16 protein-coding genes are annotated in these 26,400 nt (G+C 54.6%); 9 read left to right on the top strand and 7 right to left on the bottom strand.

Going from position 1 to position 26,400, the window contains the following annotated elements; all coding sequences use genetic code 11:
* Nucleotides 1–199: 199 nt before the first annotated feature.
* The 5 genes from RBB82_RS24120 to xylB all read right to left on the bottom strand — a co-directional run bounded on the left by RBB82_RS24120 (nucleotide 200) and on the right by xylB (nucleotide 8,133).
* Entirely contained in the window at nucleotides 200–2,854 is a 2,655-nt protein-coding gene (locus RBB82_RS24120) for a glycoside hydrolase family 3 C-terminal domain-containing protein (RefSeq protein ID WP_433976010.1), read from the bottom strand.
* 204 nt (nucleotides 2,855–3,058) lie between these two features.
* Nucleotides 3,059–4,327 carry an ROK family protein gene (locus RBB82_RS24115; RefSeq protein WP_433975647.1) on the bottom strand — a complete coding sequence of 423 codons (1,269 nt, stop codon included), beginning with the start codon at nucleotides 4,325–4,327 and terminating at the stop codon, nucleotides 3,059–3,061.
* Nucleotides 4,328–4,577: 250 nt separating this feature from the next.
* Nucleotides 4,578–4,820, bottom strand: a complete 243-nt coding sequence (locus RBB82_RS24110; RefSeq protein WP_433975646.1) for a hypothetical protein — start codon at nucleotides 4,818–4,820, stop codon at nucleotides 4,578–4,580.
* Nucleotides 4,821–4,856: 36 nt separating this feature from the next.
* A complete protein-coding gene (locus tag RBB82_RS24105; RefSeq protein ID WP_433975645.1) occupies nucleotides 4,857–6,599 on the bottom strand; it encodes a sodium:solute symporter family protein in 1,743 nt (580 codons plus the stop codon).
* 40 nt (nucleotides 6,600–6,639) lie between these two features.
* Nucleotides 6,640–8,133 (bottom strand): xylulokinase, encoded by a 1,494-nt coding sequence (xylB, locus tag RBB82_RS24100; protein WP_433975644.1) that lies wholly within the window; start codon nucleotides 8,131–8,133, stop codon nucleotides 6,640–6,642.
* 651 nt (nucleotides 8,134–8,784) lie between these two features.
* On the opposite strand from xylB, the gene RBB82_RS24095 reads away from it, so the two are divergent.
* The 5 genes from RBB82_RS24095 to RBB82_RS24075 all read left to right on the top strand — a co-directional run bounded on the left by RBB82_RS24095 (nucleotide 8,785) and on the right by RBB82_RS24075 (nucleotide 16,563).
* A complete protein-coding gene (locus RBB82_RS24095) occupies nucleotides 8,785–11,022 on the top strand; it encodes a carboxypeptidase regulatory-like domain-containing protein (RefSeq protein ID WP_433975643.1) in 2,238 nt (745 codons plus the stop codon).
* Between the two features lie 2 nt (nucleotides 11,023–11,024).
* Entirely contained in the window at nucleotides 11,025–12,479 is a 1,455-nt protein-coding gene (locus RBB82_RS24090) for a hypothetical protein (protein ID WP_433975642.1), read from the top strand.
* Between the two features lie 392 nt (nucleotides 12,480–12,871).
* Nucleotides 12,872–14,368 carry a glucuronyl esterase domain-containing protein gene (locus tag RBB82_RS24085; protein WP_433975641.1) on the top strand — a complete coding sequence of 499 codons (1,497 nt, stop codon included), beginning with the start codon at nucleotides 12,872–12,874 and terminating at the stop codon, nucleotides 14,366–14,368.
* Nucleotides 14,369–14,385: 17 nt separating this feature from the next.
* The gene (locus RBB82_RS24080; RefSeq protein ID WP_433975640.1) at nucleotides 14,386–15,609 is read left to right on the top strand and encodes an SGNH/GDSL hydrolase family protein; all 1,224 of its coding nucleotides are present in this window, start codon (nucleotides 14,386–14,388) and stop codon (nucleotides 15,607–15,609) included.
* A 24-nt stretch (nucleotides 15,610–15,633) separates the two neighbouring features.
* Nucleotides 15,634–16,563 carry a polysaccharide deacetylase family protein gene (locus RBB82_RS24075; RefSeq protein ID WP_433975639.1) on the top strand — a complete coding sequence of 310 codons (930 nt, stop codon included), beginning with the start codon at nucleotides 15,634–15,636 and terminating at the stop codon, nucleotides 16,561–16,563.
* Between the two features lie 347 nt (nucleotides 16,564–16,910).
* Here RBB82_RS24075 and RBB82_RS24070 read toward each other — a convergent pair whose 3' ends face one another.
* Together RBB82_RS24070 and RBB82_RS24065 are read right to left on the bottom strand one after the other, a co-directional pair.
* A complete protein-coding gene (locus RBB82_RS24070; protein WP_433975638.1) occupies nucleotides 16,911–18,368 on the bottom strand; it encodes an alpha,alpha-trehalose-phosphate synthase (UDP-forming) in 1,458 nt (485 codons plus the stop codon).
* A gap of 137 nt (nucleotides 18,369–18,505) precedes the next feature.
* Nucleotides 18,506–19,690: an IS91 family transposase gene (locus tag RBB82_RS24065; protein ID WP_433976009.1), complete on the bottom strand. Its 1,185-nt coding sequence runs from the start codon at nucleotides 19,688–19,690 to the stop codon at nucleotides 18,506–18,508.
* Nucleotides 19,691–20,284: 594 nt separating this feature from the next.
* Here RBB82_RS24065 and RBB82_RS24060 point away from each other — a divergent pair.
* The 4 genes from RBB82_RS24060 (at nucleotide 20,285) to RBB82_RS24045 (ending at nucleotide 26,343) form a co-directional block, all read left to right on the top strand.
* Nucleotides 20,285–21,871 (top strand): ligand-binding sensor domain-containing protein, encoded by a 1,587-nt coding sequence (locus RBB82_RS24060; RefSeq protein WP_433975637.1) that lies wholly within the window; start codon nucleotides 20,285–20,287, stop codon nucleotides 21,869–21,871.
* Complete coding sequence (locus RBB82_RS24055) at nucleotides 21,802–23,190, top strand: triple tyrosine motif-containing protein (RefSeq protein WP_433975636.1); 1,389 nt, start codon at nucleotides 21,802–21,804, stop codon at nucleotides 23,188–23,190. Before RBB82_RS24060 ends, RBB82_RS24055 begins: the two co-directional genes overlap by 70 nt.
* Nucleotides 23,171–23,812: a response regulator gene (locus RBB82_RS24050; protein WP_433975635.1), complete on the top strand. Its 642-nt coding sequence runs from the start codon at nucleotides 23,171–23,173 to the stop codon at nucleotides 23,810–23,812. The genes RBB82_RS24055 and RBB82_RS24050 overlap by 20 nt, the downstream gene beginning before the upstream one ends.
* A 470-nt stretch (nucleotides 23,813–24,282) precedes the next feature.
* Nucleotides 24,283–26,343 (top strand): S53 family peptidase, encoded by a 2,061-nt coding sequence (locus RBB82_RS24045; protein ID WP_433975634.1) that lies wholly within the window; start codon nucleotides 24,283–24,285, stop codon nucleotides 26,341–26,343.
* Nucleotides 26,344–26,400 lie beyond the last annotated feature (57 nt).

Genomic DNA, 26,400 nt, shown 5'->3' with positions numbered 1-26,400 from the left:
CCTGATAACGATCTCTCTCGAGCGGTTGAAGGTTGAACCACACGGATGATGAGCGGTCCGCTGGCCTAAGAGTTTGGGAAGACTATGATTCAACTGAGTGCAATAGGCATATGGACCAACTGATAAAAACGCCGAGCAGAGGGCCGTGGGAACAGGGTTGTCCAGGTCGGCTTCTTGGTTCGTTGTGAGATGGATGATCTCAACGTGGCACCGCCTGCGTTCCTTCGATGATGAAGCTTCCCATCACCGCGGGTGTGCGAGCGTACGGGTCTTGAGGTTGCGAGCCGCCGATCGCCAGCTTGTATTCGCCCGCTTGCACGGAGCGAATACCGTCTGCGTCCACTTCGGAAAGGTCGCGCGGAGATAGAGTGAATCTCAGTTTGCGGCCTTGGCCCGGCTGTAGAGATACGCGTTGAAACCCCTCAAGCTGAAGTTTCGGCGAGAGTCCTCCGTTGGTCGAAGCCGGTGGCATCAAATAAAGTTGCGCCACCTCGTCACCAGCTACCGAACCAGTATTCTTCACTTCGATCTCGGCGGTTAGAGAATCTCCAGCTTGCAACCTGGCGTTCGCAATTTCCAAATTCGAGTAAGAGAACGTTGTGTAACTTAATCCGTAACCAAAGCTGTAAAGAGGCTTTCCCATGAAGTATCGATAGGTACGACCCTTCATTGAGTAATCGCCGAATGGCGGCAATTCGCCCACCGAGTTGTAGAACGTCACCGGAAGACGACCTGCAGGATTGTTTCGCCCTAGCAGCGTGTCTGCGATAGCCTTACCGCCAAACTCGCCGGGATACCAAGCTTCAAGAATGGCATTCGCATGTTCTTGCGCAAAATGTACGGCGAGCGCCGAGCCATTTAACAAAACCACTACTATCGGCTTCCCAGTAGCGGCTACATCCTGCAGCATCTTCACCTGGCTGGAGGGAAGTTTTATATCGCTGCGATCACCGCCAACAAAGCCATCCACCTGGATCTTCATCTCTTCTCCCTCCAACTCCGGGGAAAGACCAACCATCGCAATCACCAAATCTGAATGCCTGGCAGCAGAGACGGCCTCCCTCTGCAGAACTCCCGGAGGGGGTATCCACTCTAAGGTGATGCCGGCACCAAAGAGTGGGGCGTGGTGGCTATAGTCAACCTCAATGGCGTGTGGGTTTGTATTCGCGAAGTTAACGTGGAAGTGCGGTGTACTGCTTTCGCGGCCTTGCTCACCCTTAGTTGCGTAGGTGCTTACATCTTTGCCGTCGATCTTCACTACAAACTGTTCCCTGTCTTCACAGGGGTAGCAGTGCGCCAAACGCATGCTGAACTCCAGGTCACCTGCTTGCGGAGGAACGATGTAGCCAGTCCAGCGCACGGCGAACGCGTCCTGTTTGAGACCAGCGACAGGGGCCGCGGAGTTCCAGTCGAAGTCAATCTGGGCATCCTCGCGTGTAACCACGGGGGCGACGTTGAGGCTTGCCGCGAGATCCCGCGCGGTACCCGCGAAGTACTCGGCTTTCAGTCCAGTGCCCCGACCGTTTGCGTTCTGACGCAACATGGTGGAAGGAACTGGCAGTGGAACGCCATCAGCATATGGGGAGCCTTCTGCGTAGCTGATCTGAGCGCCTTTGAAAGCCTCCCGCAAAGCGTCCACGGGCATTTGTGGACTCCTCGGCACGGCGTTGTAGTTACCTTCAAGCGCAGAAAGCGAGGCGGCATTTGGGCCAATGACTGCGATTTTTCTGTATTTGCCTGGCACAAACGGGAGAATGCCGTCATTTTTCAGCAATACCATCGATTCCCGGGAGGTCTGCAGCGAGAGCGCGAGATGTTCGGGCGAGCGATTTTGCCTGAACGGAATCTGTGCATAAGGTGATGTCGGTGGAGAATCGAACAACCCCAAGCGAATCCGTGCAACAAATAGCCGTTCCAGAGTGCGGTCAAGATCCGCCTCGGTTAGCAGTCCTTCCTTCACCGCCAAAGGCAGCGCACTATAAGTCGAACCGCAGTTTGTGTCAGTTCCGTTCAAGACACCAGCAGCAGCAGCATGCTCCTTATCCTTAGAGAAACGATGCGCGGTCTCCTCGAAGAAATCGTCGATGGCGCCGCAGTCCGAAGTAACGAAACCGGTGAACTTCCAATCGCCGCGCAGAATATTCGTCAGAAGGAGATCACTCGCGCAGGCCGGTTTACCGTAAATGGCATTGTAAGCACACATAATCGAATCGGCCTGTCCCTCTACGATTGCCCGACGAAACTGCGGAAGATAAGTCTCCCAAAGATCGTGGGGACTGGGGTCCACATTCGCACTATGGCGAGTGCTCTCTGGGCCACTGTGCACGGCAAAGTGTTTCGGGGTCGCGATGACGCGAGGGTGCGTTGGATCGGGGCCTTGCAGGCCCTGCACAAAGTTCAGTCCGAGCACCCCAGTGAGAAACGGATCCTCCCCGTAAGTCTCTTGCCCGCGCCCCCAACGCGGGTCGCGGAAAATATTAATATTAGGAGACCAAATTGTGAGGCCGAAATAAATGCTGTGAACATCGTTCTGGACGGCCTGATTATACTTCGCGCGAGCTTCCGTCGAGACCGCTTCACCAACTGCGTTCAGCAGATGGGCGTCCCATGTCGCAGCCATACCGATCGCCTGCGGAAAGAGCGTGGAGTATCCCGAGCGCGCCACGCCGTGCAGTCCTTCACTCCAGTAGTCGTACGCCGCAACGCCCAGCCGCGGTATCGCAGGAGCTTTGTTTAGGCTTTGCTCAGCCTTTTCCTGCAAAGTCATGCGAGAGACTAGATCCTCAGCGCGCTTCTCCGGAGAGAGATTTGGATTGAGGTAGGCGGCACCAGAACGCTGTGCGGCGGACGTCATGCTGAGACCTGCCCCTAAGAGAAACATCGCAATCGAATGACGTATTAGCGAAACTCCAGCATGAGACATGAACACTCCAGAACGAAGATACCATTCCAAGGATTTCCAGTCTTTTTTTTACCATGCGAAATATATTCACGCTAGAGGACTAGGCGTTTTATTCGAAGGTCGTGCTCTCACCGTAAAGATTGCACTTAACACTCCCTACCGCATTAGCTTCCCAGCCACCGTGCGCTGCTTCTCTCGATGAGAAGCCCGGTAATAACCAGAGTGACGTTGCAGTACAACAGCGGCTGCACCCCTTAGCAGAGCGAGCTCTCCATCGCCGATGGAGACGATGCGGGGCTGCGAACTCGTCAGGAGTCCCGCCGTGCATTCGCGCTCAATTGCTTCGTGACAAATATTCCAGAACAGGGTGATATCACCGGCGAACAGGATTAGTTCTGGGGAAAGCGCAGCATTAACTGTTCTCAATCCCCTGCCAATCGCGATGCTCTGCTTTTCAATAGCTTGCAGGGCCGCTGCATCACCGTTCACTGCTAACGCGAGCAACTCGTGAATTTGCATACGGCTGCCGGCTTGCGGTACCAATTCCGCGTAGTACCTCAACGCCGCGGTGGTCGAGGCGAACATCTCCCAACACCCGACCTGCCCGCAAGCGCATTTTGGCCCGGTCGAGTCGATACACATGTGTCCAAACTCGCCTGCAAGACCGTTTCTTCCGGAGATCAGCCGGCCCTCCGCAAGCACCGCAGCTCCAACGCCTTCAGAGATAGCAATTAACACCGTGTTGTGGATCCCATCGATGTGGCCAAACCAAAGCTCCGAAAGAAGGCACGCGTTGGCGTCATTCTCGAGCTCCACGCGTAGTTTCAACCGTCGAGAAAGCGTTCCCGAGACATCGAAATCTAACCACCGCATGTTCGGAACAAGAACCAGTCGGTTTGTTTTTGGATCCACACGGCCCGGAACGCTTAGACCGACCCCTTCAAACATCTTGTCTGGATGTCGCTTTCGAAGCTGCTCCATCGCAAGACCTATTGCTTCTATACTTCGTTGCACATCCGCCGCTAATGGAACGATCTCATGGGATAAGAATCGCCCGTTCAAGTCGATCACAGCAATTGCCGCCCGGGCCGGCCGTACGTCGGCAACAAGTATCACCAGTTCATCATTTAGCGAGAGCATGGTTGGTCGCCGTCCTCGCGCGGTCTTTAAAATCGCGCCCTCGCGAATCCAGCGTTCCTCAAGGAGTTGTTCGACTATAGAAGATACCGTGCTGGCCTGAAGGCCGGAGGCCCGCGCCAAACCTACGCGGGAAATTGGTTGCAACTCCCGTATACGTTCCAAGATAACGTCACGATTGATATCCCGCGTCAGCTCGGTGGAGGCCACCTCAACATAAGCAAGGTCGCGTGCGGGACCCAAGACCCTTTGTTTGCCCGCAGATTTTCTCGGTGTCGCTTTTGTCATTCGGGCATCGAAATATACAACCGTCTGATCGACCGTGCATAGAAGCTATTTGCTGGAAAAGGAGCTTCCTTGTCTCGAAAAGTGGGTACAGGGACGGGTGTTAGTGTTCCTCCGCACGACTTTTCGATGACGCCGACCTCAAGGAAGACGAGGGCGCGCGCCTGCGAAGTTGTGCGTCGGAAGAGACCGTAGCACCCGTATTTAAAATGCAGCATGAAATAAATTGTACATGGCCAATCTTTCACTGCAGTTAGACGCGTGCGCGGTCGCCGCGCCTGGGGCGAAATCGCAAGACGTAGAATCCTCCAAAAATCGTCAACAGAAGCCCCCACCAGAACGTGGGATGCAGCTGATGGAGGACTGTCGGAGATTCGTGCTCAGTCAGCCACGCATATGCGCCGAAAGGTAGCAGGACCAATCCGTACAACAAGGTCATAACACCAACAAAGAACCATATAGAGAGCACGTCGCCTCGCCCCGTACCTTCTGCCATCAGAGCCTCCCCTACCCTTGTTGGGCAGTAGTGCTGTTACGCGAAATAGATGTTTAGAGCAATAAATATTGCCCCAACAACCCCGGCCCAGAAGATGGGTTTTTGCAGAAGAGTTGTCGCTCCATCACTTGGAATGACGGTGGCGCCATAGACTAGTCCAGACAGCTGCGCTTTTGTTTTCGGTTTCGTCATCAAGCTAACGATGACGGTTACGAGGAGGCAGATTAACCAACTCCACAAGGCGCGATATAGATTCTCCGCCATCGGTTGCGCGTTAGACGAAAGCGCAATCTCTGCGAGTGCGTGAGTTCTTCGCTCCAGTGGTCCAGTGCTCGTATACAGGAACATTGCCACAGAACTGACCGTTCCGGCTAGGAGGCCCCAGAAACCGCCCGGCCCTGTACCACGCTTCCAAAGCATACCTAAGATGACAGTGCCGAACAACGGCGCGATGAAAAAACTAAAGAGCGCCTGAACGTAGTCCATGATTGAACTTGAATGAGACACAAGGTATGCGGTGCCGATCGAGACAAGCATTCCGACAACCGTAGACCATCGCCCCATGGCTACGTAATGTTTATCATTTGCTCTTTTATTGATATAGGCACCGTATATATCGTAGGTCCATACAGTGGAGAACGCGGAAACGTTGCCGGCCATACCACTCATGAATCCCGCGATCAGAGCCGTGATACCCAACCCCAGCAGCCCAGGCCCACAGTATCGTATGAGCATAAGCGGAAGAACCTCATCGTATCCATGCTGACCAGTTACCTTTGCAACATCGCCCGCAACCAGATGCATGACGCTTCCATCAGGGTTTTTGAGCACCGACAGAGCCAAGAGGCCAGGAACGATAACTATCAGCGGCACGGCCATCTTGAAGGCTGCGCCAATCACTGGAGCCATTTTGGCAGCACGTAGGTTATTGGCAGACAACACACGCTGAACAACGAGAAAATCAGTTGTCCAGTAACCAAAGCTTATGACCGCACCCAAGCCGAATACGATGCCGGTCCAGTGCACGCCCATAGGGTTGGACTTAAAGGTACCGAGCGTTGTCCAGAGATGAGTGTATTCGGATGAGCCCACATTCCGGGCGATTTGCATTTTCAAGTTTGCCCAGCCCCCTGTTTCGATGAGGCCTAAAATCGGGATCAAGCCCGCACCCGCCCATATCAGAACGAACTGCAGTACCTCATTGATAATTGCTGACCGCAAGCCGCCCAACATTACATAGATGGCAACCGTGATTGCTCCAACCCATATGGAGAAGGTCATGTTCCAGCCCAACACCGTCTGCATCACCACTGCCATGGCATACATATTTACGCCACTCATGAGAATAGTCATAAGAGCGAAAGAGACAGCCGAAAGTCCCCGCGCACCCTCACCAAAGCGTAACTGCAAATAACCAGGCACGGAGTGCGTCTTAGAAATGTAATAGAAAGGCATCATTACGATGCCTAGAAATAGCATCGCCGGTATAGCTCCGATCCAATACCAATGGATAGACAAAATTCCATACTGGTAGGCTGCTCCAGCCCATCCCATCAGTTCCAGGGAGCCGAGGTTTGCCGAAACGAAGCTTAAACCAGCAATCCACGCAGACATCTCACGACCAGCAAGAAAGAATTCTTCACTCGTATTCGTGGAGCCCTTGACATAAAAGCCGATGAATAATACTACGGCGAAGTACAGGATTAGGATAAGAACGTCAATCGGTGCCAGCTGGGTAAGTTGTCGAGGAACATCTAGTGCGAGCGCGGCTGTTTCCATGAAGTGTCCTGTCAAAATTGCTCGGAATGAAGAAGGTTCTTCAGTCCGAATTCGTGGGGTAAATTGCGTCAAGCTTCTCGCGATAAGACTGCCGTGCCGCGTTATAGGCCTGCCGAAGCTCAGCGCGCGGGCTGCAGGTGGTGGCGCTGTCGAAGTGGACCATTGCATCGACGACTTCAGAAAAGGTTCGTGGCTGCCCTTGGTCGGCGCTCCACGCCACCATTGCTTGAATGGCGGCTCCTAGGCATCCTGACTCCACTTCGGAAGGAACCTGGATTGTCGCACCTGTGGCATCCGACAGTAGTTGGCGCCAAGCATCTGAGCGGGAGCCTCCTCCAATCACCTGAATGAGCTTTGCGGCTTTGCCTTGAAGCACCAGGTCGAGGCCGCTAAGAATACCGAAGCTCACGCCCTCCACAGCCGCTCGAATCAGATGGGCAGGTGTGAAGTTTGTGGCCGAGATGCCGTGCAGTGACCCCCGGGCATTAGGAAGATCGGGCGTGCGCTCCCCATTAAGAAACGGAAGAAATAGAAGACCATTGGAGCCTGGGGGCGTGGCCTTAAGCGCAGACTCAATATCCTGAACGGTTTTTCCTAACAGTTCCACCGTTGCAGTCACCACATTGGTCGCGTTCATTGTGCATACCAACGGCAGCCAACCGCCGGAGGATGAGCAGAATGCAGCGACATTTCCAGTTGGATCATTGGCCGGCTGGTTGCTGTAGGAATATACGGTGGAAGAGGTTCCCAGACTCAACGTGACGAAACCTTCGTGAATGTTTCCCGTGCCGATTGCACCCATCATGTTGTCGCCGCCGCCGGAAGAGACGACACAATCCGCCGGCAGACCGAGTTCTGCTGCCACCTCGGGTCGCAGCATGCCGACGATCTGCGTCGAGCCTATCAACGAGGGAAGCGCAGAAAAGAGTTGGCCGCTGCCATCGTCGATTGCGTCCAAAACTTCTCGTGCCCACTGGCGCGAACGCACATCGAAGAACGCAGTGCCGGAGGCGTCGCCGAACTCGGCTCTTATCTGCCCGGTCAACCAAAAGTTGAGGTATTCGTGGGGCAGCAGAATGTGGCGTATGCGGGCGAAGTTTGCCGGTTCCTTCTCCGCTAGCCAGAGAAGTTTGGAGAGGGTATAACCAGGTAGCGGAACGATACCGAAGCGCCGGAAAAATTCAGCGCGCCCGCCTAATCGCCGCACTATTTCAGAATTCTCTAGCGATGTTTCCGTATCATTCCAAAGCTTAGCTGCCCTGATCACTTCGAACTGCTCGTCCAGCACAACTAGGCCGTGCTGTTGCCCACTTACGCCCAGCGCCAAAACAGGCTTCGTCCCGGGTTCAGCTGTCATTGCCTCTTTGATAGCCGTGCGCATTGCGTTGACCCACCACTGTGGCTCTTGTTCACGAGCACCGGACGATCGCTCGATGAGTGCATGTCTTGCATATCCACGACCGAGCACTTTTCCTTCATCATCGACCAACAACGCCTTGGTTCCCTGAGTTCCACAATCGATCCCGAGATACATTTTCTCCTTCGCGTCTTGCTATCCGAGCAAGCGATCTAGCGGAATGCTTTTGGCGACTGACGGCCCTCGCTAGAATGAATGACTGGGTCAGCCGCCTTCTACCAGAAGGGATGCATATTTCAATCATTTTGTTTTGAGTCGACTTTTTTTCACATAACAAATTTATATCGTAATTAGGGTATGGCTGAACGAGCCTAGATACTATCCAAGGATTGCAATAACAGTCAATAGTGTTAGCTGCTTTGTTTCTTATTTTCTCGCTTTGCTCATGCATCATGACGTTTTTACTGCCAATCATCGAGGAACGCGCGAATTTGTTCCGGCGAGTAATCCTCCCACGGCAAGCCGCCAACGTATCGGGCAAATAAACAGAAGACTATATTTCGGGATACAAATAAACTATTGACACTTGACCAGACAACCATGTAAAAGTTGTCTCGTCTTGACGGCGTGCATTTATGGCAGTAGAGCCGCGCAAGTGTTCCGGCGTTCGCGGATGAGCAGCTGCGAAGCACAGGAAAGTGGGTTGCATCACAGCAGCATCGAGGGAGTTCAAGGACCATGCGAAACGGATGTAGTTCGAAATCAAACCTTATCTTTTTATGCGCGATGTCGGCATGTTTGATCGCCCCGTTGCTAACGGGGAAACTGGTGTTACCCGCCTCAGCACAGGTGATCAGCGGCACGATCTCTGGAACCGTGCAGGACTCCACCGGCGCTATCATCCCGAATGCCTCAGTCGTTCTGACGAACCAAGCCACTGGGGACCATCGCACCAGTACGAGCAATAGCGCAGGACTGTTCTCCTTCCATGGCTTGCCTTCTGGAGACTTCTCCATCAGCGTTACCGAGCCAGGATTTCAGGCTTTTACCGAGAAGGGCATTCACCTCGACCCGGGCGATAGCCGTGACCTGACGAATCTCAAGCTGCAAACTGGCGAGGCAAAAGCGGTCGTCACTGTCCAGGCACAGACATATATCCCGCTCGATACGGGTGAGAACTCTCATCTGATTACCGCGGAGCAGATCCAGCATCTCTCCGTCGAAGGACGCGATGTCACCGAGCTTCTCAAGACCCTACCGGGCTTTGCGATCGGCAGCCAAAACAGCACGAACGTCAATAATGCAGCTCCCGATGCATCGCAAGTCAGTAGCGGGGGGTTGATCGGCAGCTATTCAGCCAATGGCAATCTTGGAACCGGAAACAGTCTCAAACTGGACGGCGCGAACATCACGGATCCGGGCAGCAACAATCTTGCCTTGCAGACGGTGAACTACGACGAGGTGGCCGAGGTCAAGGTCGAAACTTCCAACTTCGGTCCAGATATTTCCCAGGGCCCCGTGGTAGTCAGCGCGGTTACCAAGTCCGGCACTAATCAGTTTCACGGATCGCTCTACACCTATGCTCGAACCTATCAACTGGACTCATCGGATGCACTCAACGGGCCAACAGGACAAATGAAGGATCCCGACCGGGAAGTATATCCTGGCGGCACTCTCGGCGGCCCTGTTCTGATTCCCGGGACCAACTTCAATCACAATCGCGCGCTCACCTTCTTTGTTGGTGGAGAAGATTATGCGCAGCGAAACGTATATGCCTACGGCAGCGCCGGCACCGCTCTGGTGCATGCCTTGGTGCCTACACCGGCTATGCAGGGCGGCGACTTCAGCGCAGCTGCACTCCAAAATTACCTGGGACCAAGCCTTTATAACAACTCGGCATATGCCAATGTTGCGACCGTTCCTACCTACGCCAAAGGAGACACCGCCGGCATGCCGACGCTAGTCAACGGCCAGCTTCCATCGTCGCTTCAGGATCCAGGTTTCAAGTACATTATGAGCACGTACCCCATTCCGAACAACCTGCCCACGGCGACGAATCCGTACAACTGGCAGAGCGTCGATTACATCAACAATGACCTATATCAGGCGATCGCCCGGGTCGATCTGGCTATTTCGCAACGCAATCACTTCTTCGCGCGGTACAGTGTCCAGCGCGGCAGCTCAGGTGAGCCAGCGGCAATATTCTACAACCCGAACGGGGTCAATACGCCGGGCGGCGGCAACTCTTCTTTAAATTCAGAAGCGGCAGCTGCGAGCCTGACTACGATCATCACCCCGACCCTGACCAATCAAATATTTGCAAACCTCGTTTACCTGAACGAACAGTTCTCCAGCAACGACCCCAGCGCCTTGACAGCCTTTCCCTATCAGGGAGCCTTCGCGAACGGCCGTCATCCGCTGCCTGAGTTGGCGGCATACAATTCGCCTGCAGGATCCGGCGGCCTACCTCTTTCGATCGTTCCTGACTACACGCTGGGCCCGATCTTTACGCGCAAGTTTGACCCTGAGGTTGGGGATAATGTGACAAAGGTCTGGGGAAGACACACGGCCAGCTTCGGCGTCTATGGCCAACGTACAACGAATAATCAGACGAACGATAACGTGCCTACTAACGGACAGATAACGAATTACTTCCTGCCAGGTGCCGGCCAACCACTCGCGGACCTGCCTTCGCCGGGCCAGAGCGCGGGCACCTCTTACACCATGTCGGGAAACTATGTAACCGACGAGCTCGAAGGTTTCGTCGGCGGATATAGCCAACAAAACATCCTTCCAGATGTCAACCTTTACTTTTGGAATATAGCGTTCTTCGCCAACGATTCGTGGAAGGTGACGCCGCGGGTAACCGTGAATGTGGATCCCGCTTCGAGCATCTGGGGCTCTGGAACGATGCTTATGGCAACGGCGTCGTCGTTTTCAACCCTGCCCTTATCGCCAGTGGGGCTTCCAATTCGCCTTACCCTGGCTTCCTCTGGCACTCCATTGATTCCTCTATCCCGAAGTCTGGCAATAGCTCTTATCCTCTCTTCGTCGAACCTCGTCTAGGGGTGGCATGGGACATTCGCGGAACTGGTCGAACCATCCTTCGAGGTGGATGGGGCGAATATCGCGGCCATGATTCTTGGAACGATACCTCTCCCGCGGTCGGACTTACTCAGCATGCAACCACGGTATCCTACGCAGCTTCTTCTCTGAGTGCTATCAGTCAGCAGAACATTAGCCCGGCGAGCGGTACACTGCCTAATGTCAATAGCTTTATGACCACAGGGACGGTTAACGGCACAACTAACGGTGATCGCGAGGAGCCGCTGACCGATACTTATAGCGTTAACTTCAGCCAGGTGTTGCCGTCGCACATGATCTTCGAACTCAGCTATGTTGGAAATAACAGCCGGTTTCTTATTAACGGGGGCAGTACACAGCCTGTCACCCTCGACAATGTAAACGCAATCCCAATCGCCGGCTTGTACAAGCCGGATCCAGATACAGCGAGTCCAAACTTTGGAAAGGTTCTAACTCCAACAGGAACCAACACGGGAGCTACCAATCAATCCACAACTGCAGGGTCTGCAAGCACGCAACAGGTCAATGAGTACCGGCCGCTGAACACACCCCGGGTCCAATATTCGGCCATTGATGTAACTAACCACAATCTATTCGCCAACTACAATGGTCTGCAGATGGGTATCGGTCGCCAGACGGGGCGTGTCCTTTTCAATATCAACTACACCTACTCAAAGGCTCTTGGCATTCGGGGCGCTGGCGCAAATGATGCGAACGGCTTCCCTGGGGACCCGTTCAACATCTACAACAACTATGGCTCGGAGAGCTTCGACCGTCGCCACATTTTCAATGCGAGCTATACCTTCTTAGTCGGCAATCCCGTTCATAATCGGTTTATCGGTGAGCTTGCCAACGGTTGGGAGTTATCCGGTGTTACCAATTTCCAATCAGGCGGTGATATCTCAGCGATTACCACGCCGAATCTCAGCCCGTCCGGCACCATCGGACCTATCAATCTTCCCAACGTTACGCCAACCATGGCCAATCCAAACGCCATTAGCGTAAGCAATACCGTGTATTTAGGAACACCCGATGTGAGCCTGCAACCCACAGTTACCTGCGATCCGCGATCCGGTCGATCAAAGGGCCAACTTATGAATCCGGGCTGTTTTGGTTTGCCCGATTTTCTGCATAATGGGCCGTATCAATTGCCCTTCCTAGCTGAACCAGCGTTCTTCAACAGCGATCTCAGCGCACAAAAGTCTTTCCAGATTGTTCGCGAGCAGACTATCCAGTTCCGCCTATCTGCATTCAACTTCTTAAATCATCCATTGAATACAATCTCTAACTCCTTCAACAACCAGTACCAGCTAAATTTCACAAATCCCAACAGCAACGCGTTTGTTCAAAGCGGAAGCAACAGCAGCCTCGGGTTTGGCACCGATCCCTACAAGACCGGGCGCCGCATCATTGAGCTCATGGCAAAATACAATTTCTAGCAATCTTTGGGGTCTATTAGAGACCGTCATGAACTTTGGTCCAGAGTGTTTACGAGGACAGAGAGCATGAGGTGACGAAGGCGGCAGATGAAGTGATGCGGGGGATGCCAGCCGTTCGTAGTTTCGGGCGAGCCTTCAGCAGAGAGCGGCCAAGCCAGGCTTCGTTTCGGCGACCCAGCGTCGTGTATATCGTACGAAACTTGGCTTGGCCTTGGTGGTAGTCCGAACTGCTGATGAACATTGACACGGAGAGTGTGTGACCGGTTTTTGCAACTTCGCGAGGGCTAAAGGAAGATGAGAGTGAATAAATTCACAAGCTTGGTCTTGTTTTTTTTTTGATTGCGAAGATATCGACTGCTCGCGATCAATTTAGCACTGAACCGCAGAAGCATTTGCCCGAGTTGGCGGTGAACCTGACCCAAGATCAGGATCATGCGAACATGATGAAGCAGCTCGGAATCGTCGCTTTGCGGCCGGGGCCGAGCGGTAATGAAAGTGATTCGAATCACGCCAACTACGACGAATCTAAAGCCAACCCCTGGCCGAACTACCCTGATCCGCTCGTCTTGAGCAATGGTCGGAAAGTGACGACCCAGGAGATGTGGTGGAAGTTACGCCGCCCCGAGATTGTAGAGGACTTCAATCGGGAGGCGTACGGGCGCGTTCCCAAAAACATGCCCAAAGTGACTTGGACCGTAAAGATAATCGACCACGAGGTTGTCGGTCGAACTCCCGTGATCGCCACTCATCTGTCTGGGCATGTCGATAACACCAGCTACCCACTCATCGAGGTCAACATCGACATGGTGCTGGTGACGCCAGCCAACGTGCCCGGTCCTGTACCGGTCCTAATGATGTTTGGGCGTCCTACTCTGCCCGCACCCTCACAGCCGAATCACGACGATTTATACAAACTCAATCAAGCTTTGCGTGCCTTATTGGTTAAAAGTGATCCTTCGCTTCAGGCAATTCTGGATAAATATCCGGCGTATCAACCAATAACGGCCGAAGAGCCACTTTGGCCTTTCGGACCATATCGTCCACCCGCTCCGACTGGGCCGCCGGGAATCAACGGAAGCTCCAATGATCCACCGTCCACCGAGCAGTTGGTCGCCGATGGATGGGGCTACGCCACCATCGATCCAGCCAGCATACAGGCTGATAATGGCGCTTTGCTCACGCGCGGAATAATTGGACTCTTGAACAAAGGACAGCCACGTCGTCCGGATGACTGGGGGGCGCTGCGGGCCTGGGCCTGGGGTGCTAGCCAAGGATTGAATTATCTGGAGACCAATTCGGCAATTGATGCGAAACACGTCGGCATCGAGGGCGTCTCTCGCTTTGGTAAAGCCGCTCTGGTGACCGAAGCCTACGATCAGCGCTTCTACATGGGCCTAATTGGCTCCTCGGGAAAAGGTGGTGCTACGCCGCTGCGGCGTAACTTTGGAGAAGCCGTCGAGAGTCTGACCGGTGGCGAGTATTACTGGCTGGCTGGCAACTTCCTGAAATATGGCGCAAGCGAAGCGACCTTCGGATCAAAAAATGCCGGTGACCTACCCGTAGATGCTCCTGAGCTCATTGCATTGTGCGCACCGCGGCTCGTATTTATAAGTTACGGAATTCCCGAACACGGCGATGCTAGGTGGCTGGATCACCGAGGTAGCTACATGGCCACCGTAGCCGCGCAGCCGGTCTTTCAACTGTTAGGAGTTAAGACCCTCGGCGTCTCCAGTGATTATCACAGAGAGAAGATGCCTCCGGTGAACGTAGGTCTGCTCGACGGCCAGCTGGCGTGGCGACAGCACGACGGTGGTCACACCGATGCGCCGAACATGAAGTACTTTATCGCCTGGGCAGACAGATTCATAGATCACCGGACAGCGCAGTAATAAGGAAGGATGTGCAAGTGTTGAAACAATTGTTTGCCGGACTTGCTTTGTTGTTTTCTACGCAAGTTGCATGTGCGTATTCTCAGATATGGGTAGGCACATGGGCGGCGTCGCAACAGATCCCAGAGCCCCAAAATGCATTGCCATCCGCCGACTTGATGGATGCAACGCTGCGACAAACTGTACACGTATCTGTAGGTGGCGCGACGATTCGTGTTCACCTGTCGAATGCGTTCGGCACCCGGTCACTCCATCTCAACTCCGTCCACATTGCGCGTCCGATAATATCCGGCTCCAGCGAAATCGATTCGGCCTCTGATCGTACGTTGCTCTTTAGTGCCAGCACCGATCTAATTATTCCACCAGGAGCGGAGTATGTATCAGATCCGATCGCTTATCCTCTTGCCGCACTGTCAGATCTAACCATATCGATGCACATTGAAGCAGAACCGGGTCAGCAGACCTGCCATCCTGGCTCGCGGCAGACAACGTTCTATGCGCATGGCGACCTGACATCAGCGGCGAGCTTAGTCTCAGCGAAGAAGATCGATCATTGGTACATATTGTCGGGAGTCGATGTACTGGCTTTGCCAGGAGCTTACTCAATTGTTGCGTTGGGAGATTCCATTACCGACGGACATGCGGCGACCGCAGATGGTAACGACCGTTGGACCGACGTGCTCGCGCAGCGGTTGCAGGGGAATGCCGCAACGCGCGCCGCGGGCGTCCTTAACCAGGGTATCGGAGGCAATCATCTGTTGACAGATGGTCTTGGCCCAAACGCGTTGGCGCGCTTTGACCGGGACGTGCTCGCACAAACAAGCGTGCGTTACCTGATCGTACTCGAAGGCATCAATGACCTCGGCGCCCTGGCGCGAAACGAAAAAGCAACGCAGCAGGATCATGATGAACTCGTGCTTCGCATCATTGGCGCTTACCAGCAGATTGTTGTTCGTGCACACACACACGGCATCAAAGTCTACGGGGCAACGATAATGCCAGACAGCGGCTCGGCCTACTACCATCCAAATACGGCGAGTGAACACGACCGGGAGCAGGTAAACACCTGGATACGCGAGCCAGGCAACTTCGACGCGGTCATCGATTTCGACAGAGTCATGGCCGATCCTGCCAGGCCGCTTCAACTTCTGCCTGCGTACGACTCAGGCGATCACCTCCACCCCGGGCCGCCGGGATACGAGGTAATGGGACAGGCAATTCCCTTCTCGTTGTTCAAATAGGTCCTGTGCAAGGAAAGAATGCTAATGAACAAATTCCGTTTGGTAGCGGCCGCCGTGAGCCTCGCATTGACCCTTCCTCTATCCGCGCAGCAGAGGATCGCTTTTACGTGGGACGACCTGCCAGCCCATAGCTCGCTGCCCCCAGGAGAAACTCGACAGCAAATCATAGAAGCGCTTATCAGCACAATCAAAGCAGAACACATGCCTTCGCCTTATGGGTTTGTGAATGCTAAGACGATCGAGAGCCACCCCGAACTCACGAAAGTGCTGGATGCTTGGCGCGCAGCGGGCTTTCCGCTAGGCAATCATACGTGGTCGCACCTGAATCTGAATGCCCCGTCGACAAGTCTAAACACCTGGGAAGAAGAGGTACTTAAGAACGAAGCCACTTTGAAAGAAGAAATGGGAACAGAGAACTTTCACTGGTTGCGCTTTCCGAATTTGTCCGAAGGGAACACGACCGAAAAGATGCTAGGTGCACGACACTTTCTCGCCGAACATGGATACAAAATCGCCGGAGTAACTATGAGCTTCGCCGATTACGCTTACAACGAGCCTTATGCGCGGTGCATGGCCAGCGGTGACAACGACTCAGTAAGAAAACTGGAGGACAGTTACTTGCAGGAGGCGTTGAGGGAACTAGGATATGCGCACAAGATGTCCATGGATCTCTATGGCCATGACATACCCTATGTCCTACTGATGCACGTCGGTGCGATCGATGCAAAACTGTTGCCTAGACTCGTGAAGTTGTACCGACATCATGGGGTGACGTTCATCAGCTTGCAAGAGGCGATGCAGGATCCGTTCTACAGAAACGATCTCGATCTAGCTCATAATCCCGTCCCCGACACGCTGGAAGAGGCAGTACTCCTTAAGGGGATTTCGCTGCCAAATCGCGAACCAGCCACAGTCAACCTACTGAAAGTTTGTCCGCCGCCTTCAAAGCGATAGTGCGAAGCACTCTGAGCTCGGATGGGCCTTCATCCCAAAACAAAATTGAATCATTCCTTCAACAAGTATGTCTTCACCCAATACGCAGCCTGACATAACGAATCGAAACCTGGAAGGTAAAGCCGATGCGACTGCAGATTCATTGCACTGAAATCCCGGAACGTTGCACTAAAAGTACGGACGAAGTTCAGATGAAAGGTTTGCTTCTGCTAATCGTCTCCCTTGCGCTACCCCTGATCGGGGGCGCCGACAGGAAGTTGAGTGTGCAAGAACAATTACTGGTAGCTTCAGGATGTCGTATGGTGATTCTCTATCTTGCGATTGTGAGCGTAGGGGCGTCCTTGTTTTCAGCTGCTGTGTCGGCACAAGAAGTTGCAGCCCTCGCCCTGCTGTGAGGTAGAGCTAATTGCCGTCGGTTCCCCATCCTGATCTTCCTTAAGCAGCGCCGCAGCTTCCATCAGCCTCGATTGCGCCGTAAGGCTGGCACCTCGAATATTGATGCCGGTAAAGGTAAATTTGCCCTGATACTTTGGATAGCGTTCGAGAAACGACTCAACAGCCTGGAATCGTTCGAGTATCCCTTTGGTATAGTCCACGCGGTCGACGCCTACGCCGAGATATGTCGCCTCGAGACCCAGCTCCTGAAGCAGTGCACTACGCTCCTCCTCAGCAGTCATTCCTGTCTCGTCCAGGGAACGATCGTCAACGAGTTCAACGCTGATCGGGAATGGGAGGACGGAGGATCGATGTTGGTTGCGCTCGATAGAGAAGTGTTCCCAGTCAACTTTCGCCTCAAGTACGTTGTGCACTGTATTCAGGAAATTGTTGCATTGGGCCTGGGTGTGAAAGCCAATTAGGTCGGCTCCCAGCAAACCGTCGAGCAGCTCGCGTTGCCACGGACAGATGCTGAATGACTCGGTATTCGGCCATGGAATGTGCCAGAAGATAGCGACTCTCGCGTGGGGCAGCCGGTCCTTGAGCAGGCGCGGTAATAGGGCGAAGTGGTAGTCCTGGATCAGCACCACAGGATGTTCCTCGCCCGCTATCTCTTCCACTACTGCATCGGCGAACTTCTGGTTGACCTTGTTGTAGTACTCCCAGTCTGACGTGCGAAAGGTCGGACGCGTGTGAGCGATGTGGCAGAGTGGCCACAGGCCTTCGTTCGAGAATCCGTTGTAGTAGCCATCTTCTTCCTCACCGTTGAGCCAGACCCGACGAAGCGTATAGCGTGGATCGTCTGGCGGAACCTGAAGGCGGTCATGTGTGTCGACGTTCTCTACATCCGCATTGCCGCTCCCATGAGCCACCCAGGTCCCGTTGCAGGCACGAAGGATCGGTTCAATTGCCGTAACCAGACCACTGGCCGGGACCGTGACTTTTACCTTCTTGTCCTGCCGCACGTGCCGGTAGGGTTCGCGATTTGAAACCACAAAGAGATTGCTGCCGTTCAGCCTGTTGCGCACATGATCGGCGAGCCGCTGGGCGGTCCACTGTGATTCGTTGATGTTGCGCAGTCTGGCTTCTGCCTCGGCCGCTGCACGTGCCTGCCGCATGCTCTCCGCCAGCGGCGCCAGCTCATTCGCGAAAGGCGAAAGAAGATTCAGATCTTCCTCAGTAGGTTGAACGGCGTGTCGTCCGGTACGAAGTGCCTTTATCCACTGGGCCATTCGCGCAATCGGGCCAGTCAGGCTCCAGTGGAGAACCAACAGAGTGATAATCGCGATCACCAGCATCTGGACCGCAATACGAAGGAAGAATCGACTCCAGGCACGAAAGATCTCGGGGGGCGTGAACTCCGGTTCCATGGCCAAATGCAGGCTTGTTCTGCATCTTCGGAGGCGAGTCCTGAGGGCTGGTATCGGAGTTCGAACGCACTTTTGCGGTGCGTGCTGGCGCACGACGTCGGGATGGGGGAATAGGGGCCGGAGGAGCGTTGAGGCGGTCAAGAGCTGTCATCGGCGCTCCTCCTTGGCTGGGACGGGGTCGGGCTTGCACGGAAATACACCTGGCCGCGGGTTAGCCGTTCGACGACCACCATGATGCCGGAGCAGGCTGGACAGCGCAAGCTGGGTGGCTCGGGCGGATCGACGCATGCTGCCGTGCCGAGCAGAGCGCGGCAACGTAGCAATGATGGGGTCCGTCTACGGTTGGCGAAGAGGCCGAAGTGGCGAATGCGAACCAGGCCTCCGGGCAGAATGTGGATGAGGAAGCGTCGCAGGAACTCATCCGAGGAAAGGGTCATGACCTTCTGCTTGCCGCCGTGGGCATAGTCTCGCCAGCGGAAAGAGACGCGATCGTTTTCGAAGGCCACGAGGCGATGGTTGGAGATGGCGACGCGGTGGGTATAGCGGGCGAGGTAGTTGAGAACATGTTCGGCGCCACCGAAGGGTGGCTTGGCGTAGACCACCCAGTCCTTTTGGCCGAGTTCGGAGAGCAAGTGGCTGAATGCGCCAGGCGAGGCAAGCTGCTCGAGCGAGCCATGGAACTGAAGCCTGTTCTGCTCGAAGAGTTCACCAAGCCCCATCCTGAACCTGCGGCGGAAGCGGCGGCTGAGTGCCTTGACGGGCAGGAAAAAGCGTCGCGAGGAATCGATCCATCTGGAGCCATCAGGAGCCAGGCCGCCGGCGGGAACGATGTAGTGGACATGGGGATGATGCTCGAGGTTCTGTCCCCAGGTATGGAGCACGCCGAGGAATCCGATGTCGGCTCCCAGGTGCTTCGGGTCGCGCGCCAGTTCGAGCATGGTCGCGGCGCTGGCGCGATAGAGCAGATCGTAGAGCAGCCGCTTGTTCTGCAATACAAGAGCGGAGAGTTCATGGGGTAGCGTGAACACGACGTGGAAGTACGGCACGGGCAACAGCTCAGCGGAACGCGCGGCCAGCCACTTGGCACGCGCGTTTCCCTGGCACTTCGGGCAGTGCCGGTTGCGGCACGAGTTGAATGAGATGGCCTGATGACCGCAGCGGACGCACTGATCGAGATGACCGCCCAGTGCCGCGGTGCGGCAACGGACGATGGCATCGAGCACCTTGCGATGTGGCCATGCAAGATGCGACTGCTGCCGTTCCCAGAATCTGTTGCCCGTTCGACGGACGATGTCGGCCACCTCGAGGGTGGGTCGGCTCATCGTGCTCTGAGAGTAGTTGCGACGCTGGAGTTCATCCAGCATCATCTGCCGAAGATAGGTCACGGGAACCTTCTGTGACCCGAGGCTTACACAGCCCACAACGCCCGGAGAAAGCCACCGCCGCAGCGTCCGCCGCGCCAACGGCTTAGTTCAAACGCCGTTCTCGTTACCTAACTCCCGGATCGTCGGCAACCCTTCCCTTACCCGCCGGAACGGCCAACGACGGGTACGGTGCGGTTAGCCCGTTAGCCGGGCGCCGGCAGGAACAGAGCATTCATCTGGTCCGCTACACTAAGTCCAGTTGTCGTAAGTCGCACAATTCAGGTTCCGCTGAGACACGCATACATGAACTGCGATTTACGCCCATCTACGCCAATCAGCGATATAAGATACGCTCGTCTGTACGATTGATTGAAGGGCACACACAAACCGGGTACGCCGGACCTAATACAGTGTACAAGTTGTAAAAAGGGACTTTCCTTTAGGGTGTAAGGCTTGCAGTTGAAGCGAAAAGTCGCACTTGCATGCATAGGCGTCCTGCTCTCTATAGGCTCGCGTGCGCAGGTCTTACAGACAGAGGATTCAAGCCTCTCTTTGCGCAGTGAGGTCCTCTCTACCTGGACAACCGAGCAGGGACTACCTCAGAATTTCGTGACCACCTTGGCGCAGACACCCGATGGTTTTCTTTGGGTCGGAACGCTGAACGGTCTGGTGCGATTTGACGGCCTAAACTTCAGGGGTTTTGAGAAGGACGGCCCCCCAGAACTGCAGGAAAAGATTCTAAAGCTGGAGCGGGACAACGAAGGCGGAATTTGGATCGCCACTCTTACCGGACTCTTTCACTACTCGCACAACCGATTTCGCACGATTGCCATTCCTGGCGGCTCCCACGCTCTCATCCAAATGCTTGCGCGCGCCACCGATGGAGGCGTTTGGCTCGTCTCTGAAAACAAGCTCATGCGGACCCGCGGCGATACAGTGCAGCCTGAGTTTCTGCCGGCCGACACCCGGACCCTACGCGATATCTTCGAAAGCAGGAACGGAACGCTTTGGATTACCGACACCGAACACATTCTGGCGGTGAAGCCTGATCATTCTGTAGTTCGATACAACCATCCTGGCATTCAGCTTCTGTCCGGAGACGACTCGGGGAATGTCTACGCCGGTGATGGCCATAAGTTGTTTCGTCTTGAACGGGACAACTTCAAGGTAGTGCCACACCCTGGACTCGGCAACTTCGTCGATATGATGGTCGATCATCGCGGTGCACTCTGGATGGCAAGTGGTGGATTACATGGATTGAGTCGCAAGTCCGGTAGTCAGACTGAAGTTTTGACGACTGCGGATGGACTAGCTAGTGATGACGTGCGTGTCATCTTGGAAGATAGAAATCATGATGTGTGGGTGGGAACTATCGCCGGTCTCCAGAGATTTCATCATGGAATCTTTACCAGTTATCGCGTTAGCCAACTGACAGGGGGAAGCAGTCAGACCGATGCAGTCTTCGAGCAAAAAAACGGTGCGGTCTGGGCTGGAACATTGGAAGGCGGAGTTGCCGAGTTTAAGGATGGGCACAGAACACTCTACGGACGTGCGCAGGGACTTCCCGCTGGTCAGGTACGAGGGTTCGCCGAGCATGGTGCCACACCTGCGATTGCCATCTCGGACTATGGCATCTTTGAGCGCCGAGGAGCTAAGTTCACCAAAATACCTTCCGTCCCGCATGGGTACGTTAATACTCCTGTGGCAACCTCCGATGGCAGCCTCTGGTTTAGCGTTCTCCATCACGGCCTATTCCGCCTGAAGGATGGAAAGCTGTCGAGCATCGACGTTGGGCAGCCTCAAACAGGCGATTCTATCCGTTATCTGGCGACCGATAAGCAGGGAGACCTGTGGGCTGGAACAGACACGCAACTCGATCGCTGGACAAAGGAGCGCTTTGAGCCAGTGGTCAATACTCCGCATCCCATTCTCAGCGTAGCGTGGCCTCAGCACGGCTTGGCGGTAGCCACGATGCGCGGCCTCATGCTATGGCCTGCCGACGATTCGGGCCGCAAGATCTCGGGCCAGGAAAAACTCTCACGCAGAGTGAGGGACTACCGGGGAGCTTCGTGTTTGACGTTGTCTCGGATGCGGAGGGAAACCTTTGGGTTGTCACTCCGCGGGGTATCGCGTTGCTGAGCCGCGAACAGTGGATGGCATTCGCCGCAGGGAAACTAGATCATGTCACCCCTGAGATCTTCGATGAGGCCGACGGCCTTACGAGCAATGACGTTCTTCCCCTCAACCAGGTGACGGCTACTAACTCCCGCGATGGACGCATCTGGTTTGCTACCGTTGGTGGAATCGCAGTTGCGAACCCGCACCCGCCGGACCCACTGGCGCAGGCGGTCCTCGATTACATACAAGTCGATGATCAGCGCTTTTCCGCGGAGGAGCACACGATCTCTCCGGGTCTTCACCGCATCACATTTGCCTACACGGCGCCCTCCAACACCGCGCCCGAACAGACACGCTTCCGTTATCGGCTTGCTGAATGGGATCAGCAGTGGATCGACGCCGGCACAGAACGCGTAGTCTCCTACACTGGTCTGCCGCCCGGGCGTTACACCTTTCAGGTCATCGCCACGAATCGCGAAGGTGTATCAAACGGAGTAGCTGCTACAGCCTCTCTCCAACTCAAACCCTTCTTCTGGCAGACACGGTGGTTTCTAACGTTCGTGATTCTTGGCGTTATCGGGATTGCAGTTGAACTAACACGGCGAAGAACGAGGTTCCGTGCAGAGCGTCTCAGCCTTCGCTTTCAGGAACGAGCAGCCGAACGAGAGCGCATCGCCTACCAAATCCACGACACCGTCATTCAGGACATGATTGGAGTCGCTTTTCAGCTTGAGCTACTCGGCTTTCAACTGTTGGACCAGCCCGAGACAGGAACTGATTCGCTCAGCACTCTCGCAGACCGTGTACGTGGCAGCATAGCGCGTAACCGCAACATGGTATCAAGTCTGCATTCGACCGCGGTGGTAGAGTACAGCATCATCGAAGTTTTACGGCATGCTGAGGCAGAGTTCCGACTTAGCGATTTGCCTGAATTCGAACTGACGAGTGAGGGAGATCCCCGCCCGATCGATCCTCTTGTGCGCGACGAGGTTTATCGAATCTGCCGAGAAGCCTTGTCCAATGCCTTCCGCCACGCTTATGCGAAACACGTCAGCGTGAAGATACATTTTTTTCCAGACTCCTTCGAGGTTATGGTTGTAGACGATGGTCAAGGCATCGATGAAATCACCCAGCGCCAGGGAAGAGAAGGACACTTCGGATTGCGGGGCATGCAGGCGCACGCGAAACGAATCGGTGCGAGTCTAACAATCGACAGTTGTCTGGACCGAGGAACAAAGGTCACGCTGCAGGTAAAAACAACTAAGCCAGTCTGGACACGATGGCGTCGAGAACGAAAGCCGGAAGAGGAGAGTTTCGCTCGTGACGAATCAGCTCGCTGAATCTGCAAGACCAATCGAAGTTCTGATCGTTGATGACCATCCCATGGTGCGCGAGGGATTGGCGGGTGTACTTGCACGACATCAGATGAAGATCGTCGGGCTCGCTGCCAATGGCCGTCAGGCGGTTGAAATGTATCTGGCGCTCCGGCCCGATGTTATGTTGCTTGATCTTCGCCTTCCCGATCAAAGCGGTTTCGACGTCGTACGTACTGTATTGAAGGCCCACCCGGAGGGTCGCATCATCATTCTGAGCTCGGCGCAGGGCGATGTATCCATCTATACCGCCATCAGCCTTGGTGTGCGTGGCTATTTACTCAAAGGCATAGACGGCGCCTCACTGGCCGACCAGGTCCGCCATGTTGTTGCCGGAGGTAAATCTCTCTCGCCTGAGACCGCCGAAAAGCTGACTCAGTACATCACTGCAGGCAAGCTGAGCGAGAGGGAGATCGAAGTGTTGGGTCTGATCTCCCAAGGAAAAAGCAATAAAGAGATCGCAGATCTGCTCTTTGTGACAGACAACACCGTCAAGATGCACGTTAAGAAGATTCTTCTCAAATTGCATGCGAACGATCGGACGCAGGCGGTGGTGATCGCTATACAGCGGGGACTGCTAGACGCATAGACTGTGTCCCAGAGCTACCCTTTTGGGTAGTTTCAAAATTATCCTTTGCATTTTTCCGCTCGTCCGAATCTAGGGCTAATCTTTCTTCAGATTTTTATCCAACAACCAGCCTGTCTTGTGCTGAATCCTGAGCACAGACCGAGCCGCACCGGAATCTTCGGTACGCTGACGCACACCTACGTCTTCGCCACGGAACTCCCGTCCCGGTCCTAACGGCACATTTAGGCCGACCTACCTGAGCCACGCGGTCTCCCCACTACCATCAACTCTTTCAACCAGGAGAAAGATGAATCTGCAAAGAAGAATAGCTAACGCATCTTCTTGCTTGCCCCTCTTGCCCCGCCTCAAATTCCTAGTCCCTGATTCTGTCATTGCTGAGAAGAGTGAGCACTCGAGGGTAAGAAGTTTTATCCCGAGTCGTCTCATTGCCCGTTGTCCCACCAATTCAGTCGATTTGTTATGGAGGAAGCATGAGATTTCAAAGTTTTGTTAAGGGCGCAGCGACCGGCGCTCTGGTTTCGCTCGCAGCAATTTCAACCGTCTACGCCCAAGTGGTAGAAAATAACGTATCAACCGGCATTCGTTATTCGGCTGACCTCGGCCCTGTGAATCCTTCTACGGAAATCAATCTCACGGTGCACCTTAAGCTCCCCAGGCAGACTGAGTTCGACAAGGCTGTCGAGGCGTTGTACGACCCCACCTCCCCGACGTTCCACAAATGGATGACCGACGCTGATCTGAAGACCTACGCCCCAACTGGTGCGCAGATCGAAATTGTTCGTAGGGAATTGGAAAAGCAGGGACTGACAATTCTGTCTACGGACACAAACGGCTTCACCATTCGTGTGCGCGGCGCTGCCTCAAGTGTTGCTCGAGCATTCAATACCCAGATTAACCAATTTCGGCATAACGGAAAGGTATTCCGTGCAAATATTCAGAATGCGCAATTGAGCGGCGAGGCTGGACAGTATGTCTCCACCGTTGCGGGTCTGGAGAGTCATCAGGCACATCCGCTTGTTTCGCGGGCTATCGATCCAAAAACGAAACAGTTCTATCCCTCAACCGAGGTAACCAGCTCCACGTCCGCAGCTCTCTCAAAGAACCTGAGAGGCCTGATGACCGATCAATGTCTATCCGCTCCGACAGCCTTTGACTTTCAGTCTGGCACACCTGCAACCAACGGTGTTTACTTCGGAAACGTCTATATGCAGGGAAATCAGCTTCTTCTAATTTCATGCGACTACAACGCCGCAAGCCTGCAGGCAGCGTATGGACTGACTGCCGCATATAAAAAGGGGCTGGACGGGACAGGTCAAACAATCGTTCTTGTAGAAGCCTATGGGGATTCCACGATCGAGAAAGATGCCAACGTCTTCAGCAATCTCATGGGCCTGCCCGCGCTTACCTCGTCGAACTTCCAAATCGTTTATCCGGAAGGTCAACCGGCTAATCCTAATGCGGGTGTCTTAACCGGCTGGAACACGGAGATTGCACTCGATGTCGATTGGGCTCATGCGATGGCTCCCGGCGCCAAAATTGTAGTTGTCGTCACAACGGGTCAGGACAGCGAAGACTTTCAGGATGCGATTCGGTACGTGGTCTCGCACAAACTCGGCAACTCTGTTTCAAATAGCTACGAGATTGACACGGACCTCATTGCCGGCTCCCTAGAACAAAAATCGTGGGACCAGACTCTCGAAGTTGCAACGGCCAAGGGTATCTCAGTCAACTTCTCGACAGGCGATAGTGGAGATGAAGGACTGGGCACACCGGTTGGTGCGGCGGGCGTACCCTCCGTTTCACCTCATGCAACCGCAGTCGGTGGAACCAGTATCCTTAACCAGGTTGGCAGCTCAACAGGAACAATCACGACTGGCTGGGGCTCCGTCGGCAACTACCTCATGCAGGGTGGTATTGTGCAGGATCCACCGGCCGGGAACAGCTTCTTTGTAGCTGGTTCCGGGGGCGGGGAAAGCATCTTTTTTCCCAAGCCCTCGTGGCAGAAAGCTCTTCCGGGGACGGGCCGGCAAACTCCTGATGTCTCTGCCCTCGCTGATCCGTACACCGGAGTCCCTATCGTTCTTTCAGACCAGTTCGGCGTAGCGTTTCTGCAGTATGGCTTCGGTGGCACGAGCCTAGCGAGCCCAATTTTCTCTGCCTTCTGGGCGATAGCGAATCAGAAAGCTGGCAAACCGCTCGGGCAGGCAGCACCAGCGATTGCAGCGCTGCCGAAGGGCGACATTCAGGATGTTCTACCAACAACACCAAGCACTGTGACTAACCCTGCTGGCGTCGTGTTTGATCAAAATGGTTCTAACTACTACTCAGCAGCAAATCTCTTTAGCGGAGCTCTGGATACCAGCACGGGATTCACCAGCGCGATTTGGCCTTTTGTGGGGGGCGACACCTGGGCTGTCATTGGCTTCGGTATCGATACCTCGCTTACGGTCACACCCGGATGGGACAATGTGACGGGATATGGCACTCCAAATGGACTTACCTTCATTAATGCAGTGGCCGCCGGGAAGTAACGCCACATGCAGGAGGGGATGAAAAGGGCGGACCGGAGTGCTTTTCCGGTCCGCCCT

The sequence above is a fragment of the Tunturiibacter lichenicola genome (genome assembly GCF_051013355.1).
GTDB lineage: Bacteria > Acidobacteriota > Terriglobia > Terriglobales > Acidobacteriaceae > Edaphobacter > Edaphobacter lichenicola_F.
This window is presented reverse-complemented; position numbering and strand designations above follow the sequence as displayed.